Annotated in this window: 15 protein-coding genes; 8 read left to right on the top strand and 7 right to left on the bottom strand. The window is 69.1% G+C overall.

What is annotated here, in order from left to right; genetic code table 11:
- Positions 1–193 precede the first annotated feature (193 nt).
- Positions 194–1,297, bottom strand: a complete 1,104-nt coding sequence (locus QK291_RS01625) for a beta-propeller fold lactonase family protein (protein ID WP_282378482.1) — start codon at positions 1,295–1,297, stop codon at positions 194–196.
- Between the two features lie 60 nt (positions 1,298–1,357).
- Here QK291_RS01625 and QK291_RS01620 point away from each other — a divergent pair, with 60 nt between their 5' ends.
- Positions 1,358–2,218 (top strand): putative protein N(5)-glutamine methyltransferase, encoded by an 861-nt coding sequence (locus QK291_RS01620; protein ID WP_282378480.1) that lies wholly within the window; start codon positions 1,358–1,360, stop codon positions 2,216–2,218.
- Here the strand turns inward: QK291_RS01620 and QK291_RS01615 are convergent, their stop codons facing one another.
- From QK291_RS01615 to QK291_RS01595, 5 genes are all read right to left on the bottom strand, one after another.
- Positions 2,219–2,722, bottom strand: a complete 504-nt coding sequence (locus QK291_RS01615; RefSeq protein ID WP_282378478.1) for a hypothetical protein — start codon at positions 2,720–2,722, stop codon at positions 2,219–2,221.
- Between the two features lie 122 nt (positions 2,723–2,844).
- The gene (locus QK291_RS01610; RefSeq protein WP_282378475.1) at positions 2,845–3,108 is read right to left on the bottom strand and encodes a GlsB/YeaQ/YmgE family stress response membrane protein; all 264 of its coding nucleotides are present in this window, start codon (positions 3,106–3,108) and stop codon (positions 2,845–2,847) included.
- 184 nt (positions 3,109–3,292) lie between these two features.
- Positions 3,293–3,643: an aldo/keto reductase gene (locus QK291_RS01605; protein WP_282378473.1), complete on the bottom strand. Its 351-nt coding sequence runs from the start codon at positions 3,641–3,643 to the stop codon at positions 3,293–3,295.
- A 191-nt stretch (positions 3,644–3,834) separates the two neighbouring features.
- A complete protein-coding gene (locus QK291_RS01600) occupies positions 3,835–4,044 on the bottom strand; it encodes a dodecin (RefSeq protein WP_056428140.1) in 210 nt (69 codons plus the stop codon).
- Positions 4,045–4,140: 96 nt separating this feature from the next.
- Positions 4,141–4,884 carry an SGNH/GDSL hydrolase family protein gene (locus QK291_RS01595; RefSeq protein WP_282378933.1) on the bottom strand — a complete coding sequence of 248 codons (744 nt, stop codon included), beginning with the start codon at positions 4,882–4,884 and terminating at the stop codon, positions 4,141–4,143.
- A gap of 281 nt (positions 4,885–5,165) precedes the next feature.
- Here QK291_RS01595 and QK291_RS01590 point away from each other — a divergent pair, with 281 nt between their 5' ends.
- Positions 5,166–5,423 carry a metal-sensitive transcriptional regulator gene (locus tag QK291_RS01590; protein WP_018774886.1) on the top strand — a complete coding sequence of 86 codons (258 nt, stop codon included), beginning with the start codon at positions 5,166–5,168 and terminating at the stop codon, positions 5,421–5,423.
- A gap of 77 nt (positions 5,424–5,500) precedes the next feature.
- Here the strand turns inward: QK291_RS01590 and QK291_RS01585 are convergent, their stop codons facing one another.
- Positions 5,501–6,211 carry a FadR/GntR family transcriptional regulator gene (locus tag QK291_RS01585; RefSeq protein WP_282378458.1) on the bottom strand — a complete coding sequence of 237 codons (711 nt, stop codon included), beginning with the start codon at positions 6,209–6,211 and terminating at the stop codon, positions 5,501–5,503.
- 150 nt (positions 6,212–6,361) lie between these two features.
- Between QK291_RS01585 and QK291_RS01580 the strand changes: the two genes are divergently transcribed.
- The 6 genes from QK291_RS01580 to QK291_RS01555 all read left to right on the top strand — a co-directional run bounded on the left by QK291_RS01580 (position 6,362) and on the right by QK291_RS01555 (position 13,179).
- Positions 6,362–7,900, top strand: coding sequence for a four-carbon acid sugar kinase family protein (locus QK291_RS01580; protein WP_282378455.1), 1,539 nt, complete (start codon positions 6,362–6,364; stop codon positions 7,898–7,900).
- Positions 7,901–7,930: 30 nt separating this feature from the next.
- On the top strand, positions 7,931–8,824 hold the full coding sequence (locus QK291_RS01575; RefSeq protein WP_282378452.1) for an NAD(P)-dependent oxidoreductase: 894 nt from the start codon (positions 7,931–7,933) through the stop codon (positions 8,822–8,824).
- 113 nt (positions 8,825–8,937) lie between these two features.
- A complete protein-coding gene (locus QK291_RS01570; protein ID WP_282378449.1) occupies positions 8,938–10,404 on the top strand; it encodes a GntP family transporter in 1,467 nt (488 codons plus the stop codon).
- A complete protein-coding gene (locus tag QK291_RS01565; protein ID WP_282378446.1) occupies positions 10,404–11,291 on the top strand; it encodes a class II fructose-bisphosphate aldolase in 888 nt (295 codons plus the stop codon). Before QK291_RS01570 ends, QK291_RS01565 begins: the two co-directional genes overlap by 1 nt.
- A gap of 209 nt (positions 11,292–11,500) precedes the next feature.
- Positions 11,501–12,838: an acyltransferase gene (locus tag QK291_RS01560; protein WP_282378443.1), complete on the top strand. Its 1,338-nt coding sequence runs from the start codon at positions 11,501–11,503 to the stop codon at positions 12,836–12,838.
- Positions 12,835–13,179, top strand: a complete 345-nt coding sequence (locus QK291_RS01555) for a GNAT family N-acetyltransferase (protein WP_282378441.1) — start codon at positions 12,835–12,837, stop codon at positions 13,177–13,179. Before QK291_RS01560 ends, QK291_RS01555 begins: the two co-directional genes overlap by 4 nt.
- The last annotated feature ends 38 nt before the right edge of the window (positions 13,180–13,217 follow it).

The raw sequence follows: 13,217 nt of genomic DNA, 5'->3' as shown, positions 1-13,217 counted from the left end.
TTAGAAAATTTTCGGGCCTGGACCGCAGGACATGCCCTCCGGGTGCGGGCAGGGGTGGACATGGTGCCGTTATGTCCACCGGTCGCTTCGGGGACGGGGCATGTCCCGCGGAGGGCGCTGTTCCGCGGGCCCGTCCGGGTGCGCCCAAGGTGGACATGCCCTCCGGGTGCGGGCAGGGGTGGACATGGTGCCGTTATGTCCACTGGTCGCTGTGGGAACTGGGCATGTCCCGTGCCGGGACCAGCGCTGTGGGCGAAGCCAGGTCCACCCTGCCCGCGGCTTCGCCGGGCAGCCCGCTCTCCGGATCCAGCCGGTACGTCACCACGTCCCCGGAACGTTCGTGTGCCACGTGCAGCCAGCCGTTGCGGACCAGATGATGCCGCGGCCAGTCGCCGCCGCTGGGAATGTCGGCCACCGGCCGGACGGTGCCGCCGACCGCGTCCACCGCCAGCACGCCGATCCGGTTGGAGCCGCGCACCCCGATGTAGGCGTGCCTGCCGTCCGCGGCGAGGGCAATCTCGGCCGCGGAGTCACCGGGAAGGGCGCCCGCCGCGGTCGCCGGGACCATGCCGGCCAGTCTGAAGGTCCCGGACTCGGGGGACCGCTGCACCACGGCGACCTCAACCGAGTACTCGGTCACCACCAGCACACTGCCGCCGGGATGCTGGACCAGGTGCCGGGGGCCGCTGTCCCGGGGGAGGGCCAGTTCATGGTCCAGCCGCAGCCCCTGGCCGGGCACGTAGTTCCAGACCCGCAGGAGGTCGTGCCCGAGGTCGGTGGTCACCACTCTGCCGTCGTCGAGCATCAGGCTGGCGTGGGCGCGGCTGGGACGCCCGGCCAGCGTTGAGGCGGCGGCCGCGAACCGTGCCGAGATCCCGCCGTCGTCGTCCAGCTCGTACAGCAGTACCTGCCCGTCGCCCCAGCAGGCCACCACGAGGAAACGGCCCTGCGGGTCGACGGCGACATGGCAGGCGGCGTCTCCGGCAGGCCAGTGACGGCCGGCCGGTTCCAGGCCGAAATCGCCGGACCGGCGGTACGCCGTAACGGTCCGGGCCGCCTCGCCGACGGCGTAGACGGTGTCACGGGTGGGGTGCGCTGCGAGGAACGACGGCGAGTCCGCCGCCGCGGCGAGCCCCAGCCAGCGCAGCGTTCCGTCCGCGCCGGCCCACAGCGCCCCGATTCCGGTCCCGCGGCCGCCGCCGTCGTTGGTGTAGCAGCCGGTCCAGATCAGTTCATGCGCGGGGATGTCCTCCGGCGCGGGAAAGGAGGACGCGTCGGCGATTCGTGCGGTGGCCATTGTGCCATCCTGCCACCTCGGTAGCATGGGATTCCGGCACCATCAGCGGACGGGGGGCGCATGAAAGCTTGTCCTGCGCCCCTCCCCGTGCCCCGGCCCTCGGTCATCACGCGGCTGCGGGCGGCCGGCTGCGTCTTCGCCGAGGACGAAGCCCGGCTGCTGGCCGCCGCCGCCGAGACACCGGACCAGCTCGAGGCCCTCGTGGCGCGGCGGGTCTCCGGACTGCCGCTTGAGCACGTCCTGGGCTGGGCGGAGTTCTGCGGGCTTCGGATCGAAGTGGACGCGGGTGTCTTTGTGCCCCGCCGCCGCACCGGGTACCTGGTCCAGCAGGCAGCGCGGCTCCTGGCCGGCACCGGCGGTCCGCGGCGCGTGCCCGTCGTCGTCGACTTGTGCTGCGGCTCAGGGGCTGTTGGTGCCGCACTGGCGGCGCTGGCCGGCCCGCTGGAGCTCCACGCCGCAGACATCGACGCCGCCGCGGTGCGCTGCGCGGTGCGCAACATCGGTCCGCTCGGCGGCGCCGTGCATGAAGGGGACCTCTACGAGGCTCTCCCGGCGCGGCTGCGCGGGCGGGTCGGCATCCTCGCAGTCAACGCCCCGTACGTTCCCTCCGCGGAAATCGGCACCCTGCCGCAGGAAGCCCGCCTGCACGAGCCGCGGCGTTCCCTCGACGGCGGCACAGACGGGCTGCAGGTCCAGCAGCGGGTGGCCGCCGCGGCGCCGCAATGGCTGGCGCCGGGCGGCCACCTGCTGATCGAGACGAGCCGGCGGCAGGCGCCGCGGACGGTCGAGCTGTTCATCCGCAGCGGACTCACTGCCCGGGTGTCCAGCTCCGGGGACCTGGACGCCACGGTGGTGATCGGAACGCCCGTGCCCGGAACTGCGCTGGGTGGCGCAACTGCCTGGTTGGCGGACCGGGTCTAGCTAGGAGACCTTGTCGGGATCGACGTTGGTCGCGGCTCCGGCCGGGGTGGCGCCGCCTTCGTCGGACCAGTCCTGCCCGTGCTGGTCGTTCAGCGCCGGGTCGGACTCGACGTCGGCAGCCGCTGAAGTAGCAGCAGGGGCGGACGCGGACGAGGTCCCCAGGTTTGCGGTCTCCGGGTGCGTACTGTGCGCGGGGATGCCCCCACCTGCCGCGCCGTCGTTCGGCTTCCCGCCGCCCGGTGTCCCGGTTGGGGAGTCGTCACGGCGGACGGCTGAACCGATGACTGTCCCGGCGCGCCGGGCAGCCTCGCCGAGCTGTTCAGAGACCTCGGGGGCCTTTTCCTTCACAGCAGCAGTCGCCGCGGTCACCTTGTCCTGGACCGGCTGGCTTTCCCAAAGTGCCCCCGCGCGGGCCTTGAGCTTCTCGTAGGCCGCCCGCCCGGACCGTGATCCAAGAACGTAGCCTGCGGCGATTCCGGCTCCAAAAAGAACTTTGCCTTTCATGCTGTACTCCTGCTCCTCGGTGGTGCTCAAAAAAGATGATGGTCGTTAAGACGTCGTGGGGCCGTGTGCCAAAAAACCGGCCCCGGGAAGAATCCCGGGACCGGTTTTCGGTCGCGTCAGCTTTAGCGGACTGAGCGCTTGGTGATCATGCCGTAAACGAGCAGGACGATGACCGCACCGCCGATGGCCAGGAGCCAGGTCGACAGCGAGAAGAACTCGTTGATGCCGGTGCCGAACAGCAGTCCGCCAATCCAGCCGCCCAGGAGGGCGCCGACGACGCCGAGCAGCAGCGTGATGAAAATGCCACCGCCCTGCTTGCCGGGGAGGATTGCCTTAGCGATTGCACCGGCGATAAGGCCAAGAATCAGAAATGCGATAAAACCCATTTTTGTCGTTCCTTCTTCTTCATTAAGGAGACACCCGGGTTGCCGAGTGCGCTTCATCCTTCTGCCCTAATACTAATCATGCTTAGCATAAAATGGCCACTCCGGGCCGGGAGGTATTCGGCGGCGCGAGTTATTTTGGCCCGTCATGACCCGTCAGGGCAGGTATTTCGGGCCCGGCGGACCATCACCACGCATAATCCTCCCGTGCGGTCCGGTGCCCCGGGAAGATGCCGTCCAGCCGCTGGAGCGCACCGGCGTCGAGCACCAGATCCAGGGCACGCAGGGCCGCCTCCAGCTGCTCCCGGGTGCGGGGGCCCACAATCGGTGCGGTCACGGCGGGCTGGTGCAGCAGCCAGGCCAGCGCGACGTCCCCGGTTCCCGGGCCAGCTCGCCCGAGAAATCCTCGAACCGGCGGATCTGTTCCCGGTGCTTCTCGAGGGTCGCAAAGGAACGGCCCTCGGTGCGGCGGGCGCCGTCGTGCCCTTTCTTCAGCACCCCCGCCGAGCAGTCCACCCTGCAGGGGTGACCACGGCATGAGCCCCAGCCCGTACTGCTGTGCGGCCGGAATGACCTCCAGTTCCGCGTTGCGAGGGCTGAGTCCATGATGGAGCGGGCGTCGGCTTCCTCGGTCTGCGGTCCGAAGTTCATGGTTCCCAGGCAGAGCCGGGAGACTTTAAGGCCGGAGCGGCCCAGTTGCGTGTTCTGCACGCGGCGGCCCTTCCCGGCTTAGCGCTCCAGCCGGAACCCGAGTTTGATGGTTACCTGCCAGTCGGCTACCGCGCCGTTTTCGAGGTGTCCGCGGATTTCCTTGACCTCAAACCAGTCGAGGTTCCGCAGGGTCTTGGCCGCCTCGGCGATGCCGTTGCGAACGGCGGCGTCAACGCCTTCGTTCGACGTTCCGACAATTTCAGAAATGCTGTAAGTGTGATTAGACAACTTCGCTCCTCGTGATCGCCATCGGTACCCGGCGGTGGGCCGTTCCTGCAGGTTAGCCGACAGATCGCAGCGGGACTAGGGGCCGGAGGCCGTGCCTCAGGATCCGGCGACCGGCCCGGGCTCGGGGCGCTTGGGCGTCAGCGGCGGGCCGTCGGCGCGCTTCCGGACCCGGCTGACCATCCAGGGAAGCAGGTAGTTGGTGAACCAGGCGAGGTCTCCGGCCTTGCTTTCGCGCCAGCTTTCGGAAGGCATGGGCTTGGGCTCCAGCGGGCTCAGGCTGTGCGGGACGCTGAGGGATTCAAGCACCATCGCCGCGATGGTGTGGTGGCCCATGGGCGAGAAGTGCAGGCGGTCCGGGGACCACATCCGCGGGTCCGAGAGCTGCCGCAGGGCCCAGAGGTCAGCGATCACCCCGTGATGGCGCATGGCGATGGTCCGGATGTTCTCGTTGTAGACGGCGACCCTCCCGCGGTTGTGTCCCAACAGCGGTGTGTCGCCCCAGTCGGGGCCGGTGAACAGCACGATGGTGGCGCCGGTGGCACTGAGCTTGCCCACCGCGGCGTCGAGTGTGGCAGCGAGCCGGTCGGGATCGCTCCGGCGGAAGACAATGTCGTTTCCGCCGGCCGACAGCGTGACCAGGTCCGGCTGCAGCGCAATTGCGGGCCCGAGCTGCCGGTCCAGGATCTCGCGCAGGAGCAGGCCGCTGACGGCGAGGTTCGCGTACCGAAAATCCGGCCTTCCCCCGCTGAGCTCCTCGGCGATCCGGTCGGCCCAGCCCCGCATGCCGCCTGGACTCAGGGGTTCCGGGTCCCCGATCCCCGAGGTAAACGAATCGCCCATCGCGACGTAGCGGCTCCACAGCCCCGCATTCCAGGACCCGGCGGCCGGGCCCAACTTCCGGTCCGGGCCCCGCCGCGGGGCAGGGCCCCCGGCGCCGGCCAGGCCGGCGCCGGAATCCAGGAAACCGGCGGCGTTCACACTCCCAGAAATACGCCGAAATTGCAGGCTTCACTAGGTACTTAGGTCCCTAGCGGAGCGAGGGAGATCATACCCTGCCGGGCATCCCTGATACGCAGGGGGGTATATCATGGAAAGTAGCCCTGTTGATCCCGGAGGAACAAATGGAACTCGATCCCACCGACATGAAGCCCGTCATCAATCGACTTCGCCGTGCCCAGGGGCAGCTTGCCGCCGTCACGCGAATGATCGAGGAGGGCCGTGACTGCAAGAGCGTTGTCACGCAGCTGGCCGCGGTTTCCAGCGCGCTGGACAAGGCCGGATTCTCGATCATTGCCACCGGCCTGCAGCAGTGCATGCAGCAGGAGGATCCCAGCCTGGACCGGGCCGAACTCGAGAAGCTTTTCCTCTCGCTCGCCTGAGCCCCTCCCGCGCGTTCGGCCGCCTGCACGTTCTGCGTGCGCGTTCTGCCTGCATGTTCCGCAGGCCGGCCGCATACTCAGGCCGTGGTGTCCGCCAGGACGTAGGTCTTGAGGTCATCCAGCGTCTGTTGCATGTGCGCATCCATGGCGTCCCGGGCCTGGTGCGGATCCCGCGTGGCCAGCGCATCCGCGATCTTCTGGTGATGGCCGATCGCATGCGCCTGGATCTCGCGTACTTTGGAGGTCTGGGTCCGCCGCCGTTCCAGCACCCGGTGCAGCGGCGCGAACAGCACGGCCACAAATACATTCTCCGAAGCGCGCAGGATGAGGTCGTGGAAGGCAAGGTCCGCCGCCACGAACGCGGCGACATCGTGCTTCTCGTGCGCCTCGCGCATCGATTCCAGCTCCCCGTATAGCGACTTAAGGTCCGCGTCGCTGATCCGGCCCGCGGCGAGCTCGCAGGCGCCCGACTCCAGCATCCGGCGAAGCTCGATCAGCTGGACGGCGGCCGCCGCGTCGTTCTTCCCCTCTGAGGCTGCCCGGAGGACGGCCTCCAGGGAGGCCCAGCGGCTCAACGGGTTCACAAAGGTCCCGCGGCCGCGCTCGACGCTGAGGATCTGCTGGGCTTCCAGGGTCTTCATCGCCTCGCGGACCGTCATGCGGCTCACCTCATGGCGCGCGCTCAGCTCCAGCTCGCCGGGGACGGATGCCCCGGGCGGGAATTCGCCGGCAATGATGCGGTCCAGCAGTTCGTCTGCCACGACGCCGACCAGCGATTTCCTAGCCAATTTTCCCCATCCGCTGTCTCCGACCTGCCTGATGGACCAGTCTACTTGCGCGTCTCTGTGCCGTATGCCACACTAGCATTCAAATGTTAGATGTCAGACATCTGACAAATCGATTGTTCCCGCAGTAGAGTTCCCCACAATGGAGTGCACGTGCCTTTTGACTCAGAGCTTTTCGAAACCGAAGTGCTGGCCGCCTTCCCGGCGGAGGTCACGATCCCCGCCCGGACCGTCGCCGACGCCCTCGCGGCCTCGTCCGTGCCGTCCCCCCGGATCCTGGTGGTGCTCGACGACGACCCGACGGGCACGCAATCCGTCGCGGACCTGCCGGTTCTCACCCGCTGGGACGTCGCCGACTTCACCTGGGCCTTCAACCACCGCATCAACGGCCGCCGCCAGGACGCCGTCTACGTCCTGACCAACACCCGGAGCCTGGACCCCGCCGAGGCTGCCGCCCGCAACGAAGAGGTGGTCCGGAACGCCCTCGCCGCCGCCGCCCTCGAGACCGACGGTGCCGGTTCCGGCGGGGCCGGTACAAGCCTGCGGCTGGGGTTCGTGAGCCGCAGCGACTCCACCCTCCGCGGCCACTACCCGCTGGAACCGGACACGATCGCGGCCACCATCGCTGCTGTCAGCGGCGAGCCAACGGACGGCGTCGTGATCGTCCCGGCGTTCCCCGACGCCGGCCGCGTGACGATCGGCGGGGTGCACTACATGCGCGGCACCGGCGACGACGCCGGCAAACTCACCCCGGTGGCTGAGACCGAATTCGCCCGGGACGCGAGCTTCGGATTCGCGAACTCCGAACTGGCCAAGTACGTCGAAGAGAAGTCCCAGGGCCGCTTCCGGGCAGACTCCGTGATCGTGCTGACCCTGGACGTCATCCGCGCCGCGGGCCCGGACGGCGACCCCCAGATCTCGGCGAAGGCCATCGCGGACGCCATCGACTCCGCCACGGGCTCCACCCCGATCGTGGCCGACATCGTGACCGAAAACGATTTACGTGCCCTCGCCCTGGGCCTCGAGGAAGCCGAACGCCGCGGCAAAAAGCTCCTCTACCGCGTGGGCCCGCCGTTCGTCCGGGGCCGCATCGGCCAGGAAATCCGCGCCGAACTCAGCGGCGAGGAGGCCTACGCGGGCAACACCCCCTCAGACGCCGGCGGCCTCATCGTGGTCGGCTCGCACGTCGGTGTCACGACCCGCCAGCTCAAGGCCCTCGTCGAACAGCACAGCGCGGCGCGCATCGTGGAAATCGACGTCGAAAAGCTGCTCGGCGGCAGTTCCGCAAGCTACCTGGACGAGCTCGTCCGGGAGGTCGTGGAGTCCCTGCACAGCGCCGACGTCATCCTCCACACCAGCCGGCTGCTCATCAAGGCCGACGACGCCGCCGAGAGCCTGCGGATCGCCCGCACCGTCTCGGCCGCCGTCGTCGCAGTGGTGAACCGGACCCTGAAGACCTTCCCGCCGCGCTTCGTCATCGCCAAGGGAGGCATCACCTCCTCGGACGTGGCCGCCCACGGCCTGGAAATCCGGCACGCGATCGTCCGCGGCCCCATGCTGCCGGGCATTGTCAGCCTGTGGGAGCCGGTGGACGGGCCCGCGAAGGGCATCCCGTACATCGTGTTCGCCGGCAACGTGGGCGACGACGAGTCACTGGCCCAGGTCACCCGCAAGCTCAGCAACACCTTCTGATCCCCACCCCACATTTCAATGGAGAAAACCATGAACTACAAAGTCACCGTCCTCGGCCTGGGCGCCATGGGACTGCCCATGGCCACCCGGCTGGCAACCCAGCTGACCGTCCACGGCTTCGACATCGCCGAGCCCCGCCTCGCCCTCGCCGAGGCCGCCGGGGTGCGCACTTTCGCCTCCGCCCCAGAAGCTGCCCAGGGCGCCGACGCGCTGCTGCTGGCCGTGCGCAACGGCGAGCAGCTGGACGACGTCCTCTTTGGCGCGAACGGCGTCGCCTCCGTGCTGAAGCCGGGCGCCGTCGTGATCCTCGGCAGCACCGTGGGCACCGAAGCCATTCCCGCCACCGTGGCCCGGCTCGCGGAATACGGCGTCGCCCTCGTCGACGCCCCGCTCTCCGGCGGACCGAAGCGGGCCGGCGAAGGAGACCTGCTGATCGTCGTCGGCGCCGAACCGCAGGCGCTGGAAGCGGCCCGCCCGGTCCTGGAACTGCTGGCCTCCACCCTGACCGTCGTGGGGGACAAGCCCGGCGACGGACAGGCCCTCAAGACGGTCAACCAGCTGCTCTGCGGGATCCACATCGCCGCGGCAGCCGAGGCCATGGCCCTCGCGGACGCCCTCGGCCTGGACCCGGCCAAGACCCTCGCGGCCCTGGAAGCCGGCGCCGCCGGATCCTTCATGCTGTCCAACCGCGGCCCCCGCATCCTCGAGGCCTACACGGAAAACGGCGCCGAGGTACTCAGCCGCCTGGACATCTTCGTCAAGGACATGGGCATCGTCGGCAAAGCCACCCGCGCCGCCGGCCTTGCCGCTCCGGTGGCCGCCGCCGCCGAGCAGCTCTACCTCCTCGGCCAGGCCCAGGGCCTCGCCGCCGCCGACGATTCCGCCGTCATCAAGGTCGTCGCGCCCACCAGGCGCACCGCCTAGTTCCCGCCGCACCACCAGACTCGCCAAGCCCGACGACGGCGGATCCCCCCTTTCCGCCGTCGTCGTCGAACCACCTGGTCACTGCCTGCAGTGACGTCAAAGGAGACACCCGCATGAATGCCCTGCTCAATTCCCTGGCGGTGCGCGCGGCCGACGCGCCCGTCATTAAGCCGGCCGTGGAACTGGGAACTCCGCTGCTGCTGACAATCGCGGCTGCCGGCGTGGCCCTGCTGCTGCTCATGATCATCCGCTTCAAGATCCAGGCCTTCGTCGCCCTGCTGACCGTCAGCATCCTCGTGGCCGTGGCCGCGCAGATCCCGCTCAAGGACGTCTTCACCGTGGTGGCCGCCGGGGTGGGAAGCACCATGGGCAAGGTTGCCCTCCTGATCGCGCTCGGCGCGGTCCTGGGCCGCATGATCGAGGTCTCCGGCGGCGTGCAGTCCCTGGCGGACCACTTCACCGCCAGGCTCGGCGCCAAGCGCGTCGCCGTAGCCCTCACCGCAGTCGGCTTCCTCGTCGCAATTCCGGTGTTCTTCGAAGTCGGCATCATCGTCCTGGTGCCTGTGGTCTACGCCTTCTCCAAGATCGCCAATGTCCACCCGGTGAAGTTCGGTCTGCCGATGGCCGGCATCATGCTGGCCATCCACGTGGCCGTGCCGCCGCACCCGGGCATTGTGGCCGGCGCAGGCGTGCTCGGCGCCGACATCGGGCTGATCGCCCTGATCTCGCTGGCCATCTGTGTTCCGCTGGGCTTCCTGTCCTACTGGGTCGCAGCCATCATGAACCGCAAGGATTACGAGCTTCTGCCCTCCGTCAAACAGCAGGTGGACGAGTTCGGCTCCGGAACCGTGGTGCACACCGGGCACGCAGGCGCAGACCACCACACGGTGGCCCCGCCCCGTCCCGGCCTGATCATCTTCCTCATCGCCACCCCCATCGCGCTGATCCTCCTGGGCACCGTCGGCACCCTGGTGATCGACAAGAACGACTTCTGGTACGGCGTCGCTGCCTTCGTTGGCAACCCCGTCTTCGCCCTCCTGGTGGCCGTTGCGCTCTCCTTCTTCCTCCTGGCCGTCCGCCGCCAGTGGTCGCTGACGGAAACCGGCGAAATCTTCGAAGGCGCCCTGCCGCCGATCGCCTCCATCCTCCTGGTGGTTGCGGCTGGCGGCGTCTTTGGCAGCGTCCTGCAGGTGAGCGGAATCGGCAAGGCGCTTTCCGAATCCCTCGACACCCTGGGTGTGCCGTTGCTGCTGCTTGGCTTCATCATCTCGCTCGCCCTCCGCGCCGCCCAGGGCTCGGCGACGGTCGCAATCGTCACCACCGCCGGCCTACTTTCCTCCGCCGTCGCCGGCGGCGGCTACACGCCGGCCCAGATTGCCGTGATCGTGATCGCCATCGGCTTCGGCGCGCTCGGACTTTCCCACGTGACCGACGCCGGCTTCTGGGTGGTCGTTCGGTACTACGGCCTGACCGTCGCGGACGGCCTCAAGACCTGGACCGTGCTCACCACCGTGCTGGGACTGGCGGGATTCGCCCTGACCTTCGTGGCCTGGATCCTGGTGGGAGGCCTGAGCGCCTGATGCGTACCCGACTCGACACCCTGGTCAGCGCCGCCCTCCAGCAGGGATCGGCCGTCCCGGCCTTCACCTGCTACGACTTCACCACGGCGCTCGCCGTCGTGGCGGCGGCGGAGGAAACCGGCCGCGGCGCCATCCTGCTCGTCTCGCCCAGCACCGCGGCCACACCGAACGGCCTCCGGCTGATCGCGGCGCTGCGCGGCCTGGCCGACGGCGCCGGCGTTCCGGTCGCCGTGCAGCTCGACCACGCCTCGGACCTCCGCGTGATTGCCGACGCCGTGGCCGCCGGGGTGGACTCCGTCCTGGTGGACGGATCCTCGCTGGACTACGAGGACAACATTGCCCTGGTCCGGGCCGCACGCGGCTCCCTGGACGTGCTGGCCGCGGACTGCGCGGGCACGGAGGTCGTGATCGAGGCCGAACTCGGCGGCCTGGCCGGCAACGAGGACCGGGCTTTCGGATCCGACGCCGCAGGCAACGCCCCGGCGGCCGGCACGGCCGGGCTCACCGACTCCGCCCAGGTGGAGGACTTCGTGGCACGGACCGGCGCCCAGCTGCTGGCCGTGGCCGTGGGCAACGTCCACGGCAAGTACAAGGGCGTGCCGGAGCTGCGCTGGGACGTGCTGCAGGACATTGCGGTGCGGACCCGCGTTCCCCTGGTGCTGCACGGGGCCTCCGGGATCCCTGCCGCCGAGCTTGTGAAGGCGGCCGCCATGAACGTGGGCAAGGTCAATTTCAACACCGAGCTGCGTACCGGCGTCCTTGAAACCCTCGAGGCCCGCACGGCGGCGCACCGGACCGACGGCGAGAACCTCCAGGGGCTGCTGGCCGACTGGGACGCCGCGGCCCGGACTTTTGCGGCCACGGCGTTGGTGACGCTCGCGCGCTGACCGCGGACAACCCGGACAACGGGGGAGTCCAGGATCCGGCGATGATCCTGGCCTTCCCTCTGCACTTGCAGGTCCATGTCCGGGGCCCCGACCGGGACCGAGGGCACTGGCCGCAGGCCCGGACAAGGCCGACAATGGGGGGCAAACACACAGCATCGTTGACGCTCAACAGCCTTGGCGGGTGCGTCGGCAGGTCCCGAGGGGGCTCCATGGTTCCGCGGCAGCATGAAGGGGTCGGCCCAACCCCGAGTCCGGACCGCGACCTGGTGATTGATCTCGCCAGATTCTTCTGCCTTGCGCTCGTGGTCGTGGCGCACACAATGATGGTCAGCCCGGTGCTGCACCCGGACGGCACCGTGACCTACTACAACACGCTCGGCAACGAGAAGTGGTTCGAACCGGTGGTCTGGGTCCTGCAGGTCATGCCGCTCTTTTTCGTCGCCGGGGGCATGACCGGGCTGCAGTCCTGGCGCCGCCTGCGCGCCCGGGGCGGCAATACTTTCGACTTCATGCAGGCGCGGATGCTGCGGCTCCTTCGCCCTGCCGCCGTCCTGCTCGCGATGATGTTCACCGGTCTCTGGGCGGCGCGGCTGGGCGGGGTGGACCCCCAGGTCGTCGAGCTGCTGGTGTCCGGGGCGGGCATGCCGCTGTGGTTCCTGGCCGCCTATCTCGCGGCGCAGCTGAATCTTCCGCCGCTGGCACGCCTGCACGCTTGGGCGCCCTGGCTGACCCTGGCAGGCCTAACCTCGCTGGTGGTGGCGGTGGACTGCCTGCGCGGGACGATCCCGGCGCTCGCGTACCTGAACATGGTCTTCCTCTGGTGCGCCGTGCAGCAGCTGGGATTCTTCCTCGCCGACGGCGGACCGCTGGCACTCGGGCGCCCCGCGCTGGCGGCCATCATCGTGGGCAGCAACCTGGTCCTGGGCCTGCTCGTGTGGCTGGGACTGTACTCCGGGAACATGCTGGTGAACCTCAACCCGCCCAACCTGACCCTGCTGCTGCTGGGGGTCTCGCAGGCCGCCGCCCTGCAGCTGTTGCGGCCCGTGCTCTCAAGACTCGCGTCCCGGCGGCGGGTGCGGCAGTTCATTGGGGTCGCCGGACGGCGGTCGATGACCGTCTATCTCTGGCATTTGCCCCTGCTCGCCGCGATGTCCGGGCTCCTGCTGCTGACCGACTTTCCGCAGCCTGCGGGGGGAACGGCCGCCTGGTGGTGGGGGCGTCCGCTCGTGCTGCTGGCGTTGATCGGCCTGCTGCTGCCCGTGCTGGTGCTCTTCGGCCGGCTCGAAGAACACCCGACGGCGCCCGCCACTTCCCGGGCCCGCCCGGCCGCCGCCGTGCTGATGGCCGCCGTCGTCGTCTACGTTCCGGTAGCCGACGCCGCACTGAACGGACTGACGCTGGGACTGCTCGGCGGCGGCGCGGCCTGCTTCGCGCTCGCCGTCCTGCTGCTGGGGCGGATCCCGGCCCGGTTCCTGGCAGATCCGGGCTCCGGCGGATCGGGCCCGCCATTGCCACGCCCGCCTTTAAGTGCCAATGTCGAACCATGACGGAGAACTCGGCAGCCACTGAAGACACGTTCAGCCCGAACGTAGCCACCACCCGGAATGATGAGCTGCACCGCTACGAGCTCCACGTCGGCGACAAACTGGCCGTCCAGATCCGCTTCATCGACGAGCCCGGCCATATCGACTTTATCCACACCGACACGGCGGAGCAGTTCCAGGGCCAGGGACTCGCCAAGGTGCTGGCCCACTTCGCGCTCGACGACGTGGTCGCGTCCGGCAAGAGGATTATCCCGAACTGCCCGTTCATGTACCGTTACCTGCGCCGGCACGACTCCTACACCCAGTACATCGACTGGCCGGAGCAGCCCCCGGCCGGAGCCTGAAAACGGACGGGCAGCGGCCTGGTCGGCGGAACCGCTTG

It is taken from the genome of Arthrobacter sp. AL12, from assembly GCF_029960645.1.
In the GTDB taxonomy this organism is placed as follows: Bacteria; Actinomycetota; Actinomycetes; order Actinomycetales; family Micrococcaceae; genus Arthrobacter.
Note: the sequence above shows the minus strand (reverse complement) of the source record. Positions and strands in the feature narration are given on the sequence as shown.

Excerpts from the sequence above, each read along its gene's own strand:
- QK291_RS01625 (WP_282378482.1), bottom strand. The coding sequence starts at position 1,297 with ATGGCCACCGCACGAATCGCCGACGCGTCCTCCTTTCCCGCGCCGGAG.
- QK291_RS01620 (WP_282378480.1), top strand. The coding sequence starts at position 1,358 with ATGAAAGCTTGTCCTGCGCCCCTCCCCGTGCCCCGGCCCTCGGTCATC.
- QK291_RS01615 (WP_282378478.1), bottom strand. The coding sequence starts at position 2,722 with ATGAAAGGCAAAGTTCTTTTTGGAGCCGGAATCGCCGCAGGCTACGTT.
- QK291_RS01610 (WP_282378475.1), bottom strand. The coding sequence starts at position 3,108 with ATGGGTTTTATCGCATTTCTGATTCTTGGCCTTATCGCCGGTGCAATC.
- QK291_RS01605 (WP_282378473.1), bottom strand. The coding sequence starts at position 3,643 with ATGCCGTGGTCACCCCTGCAGGGTGGACTGCTCGGCGGGGGTGCTGAA.
- QK291_RS01595 (WP_282378933.1), bottom strand. The coding sequence starts at position 4,884 with ATGGGCGATTCGTTTACCTCGGGGATCGGGGACCCGGAACCCCTGAGT.
- QK291_RS01590 (WP_018774886.1), top strand. The coding sequence starts at position 5,166 with ATGGAACTCGATCCCACCGACATGAAGCCCGTCATCAATCGACTTCGC.
- QK291_RS01575 (WP_282378452.1), top strand. The coding sequence starts at position 7,931 with ATGAACTACAAAGTCACCGTCCTCGGCCTGGGCGCCATGGGACTGCCC.
- QK291_RS01570 (WP_282378449.1), top strand. The coding sequence starts at position 8,938 with ATGAATGCCCTGCTCAATTCCCTGGCGGTGCGCGCGGCCGACGCGCCC.
- QK291_RS01565 (WP_282378446.1), top strand. The coding sequence starts at position 10,404 with ATGCGTACCCGACTCGACACCCTGGTCAGCGCCGCCCTCCAGCAGGGA.
- QK291_RS01560 (WP_282378443.1), top strand. The coding sequence starts at position 11,501 with ATGGTTCCGCGGCAGCATGAAGGGGTCGGCCCAACCCCGAGTCCGGAC.
- QK291_RS01555 (WP_282378441.1), top strand. The coding sequence starts at position 12,835 with ATGACGGAGAACTCGGCAGCCACTGAAGACACGTTCAGCCCGAACGTA.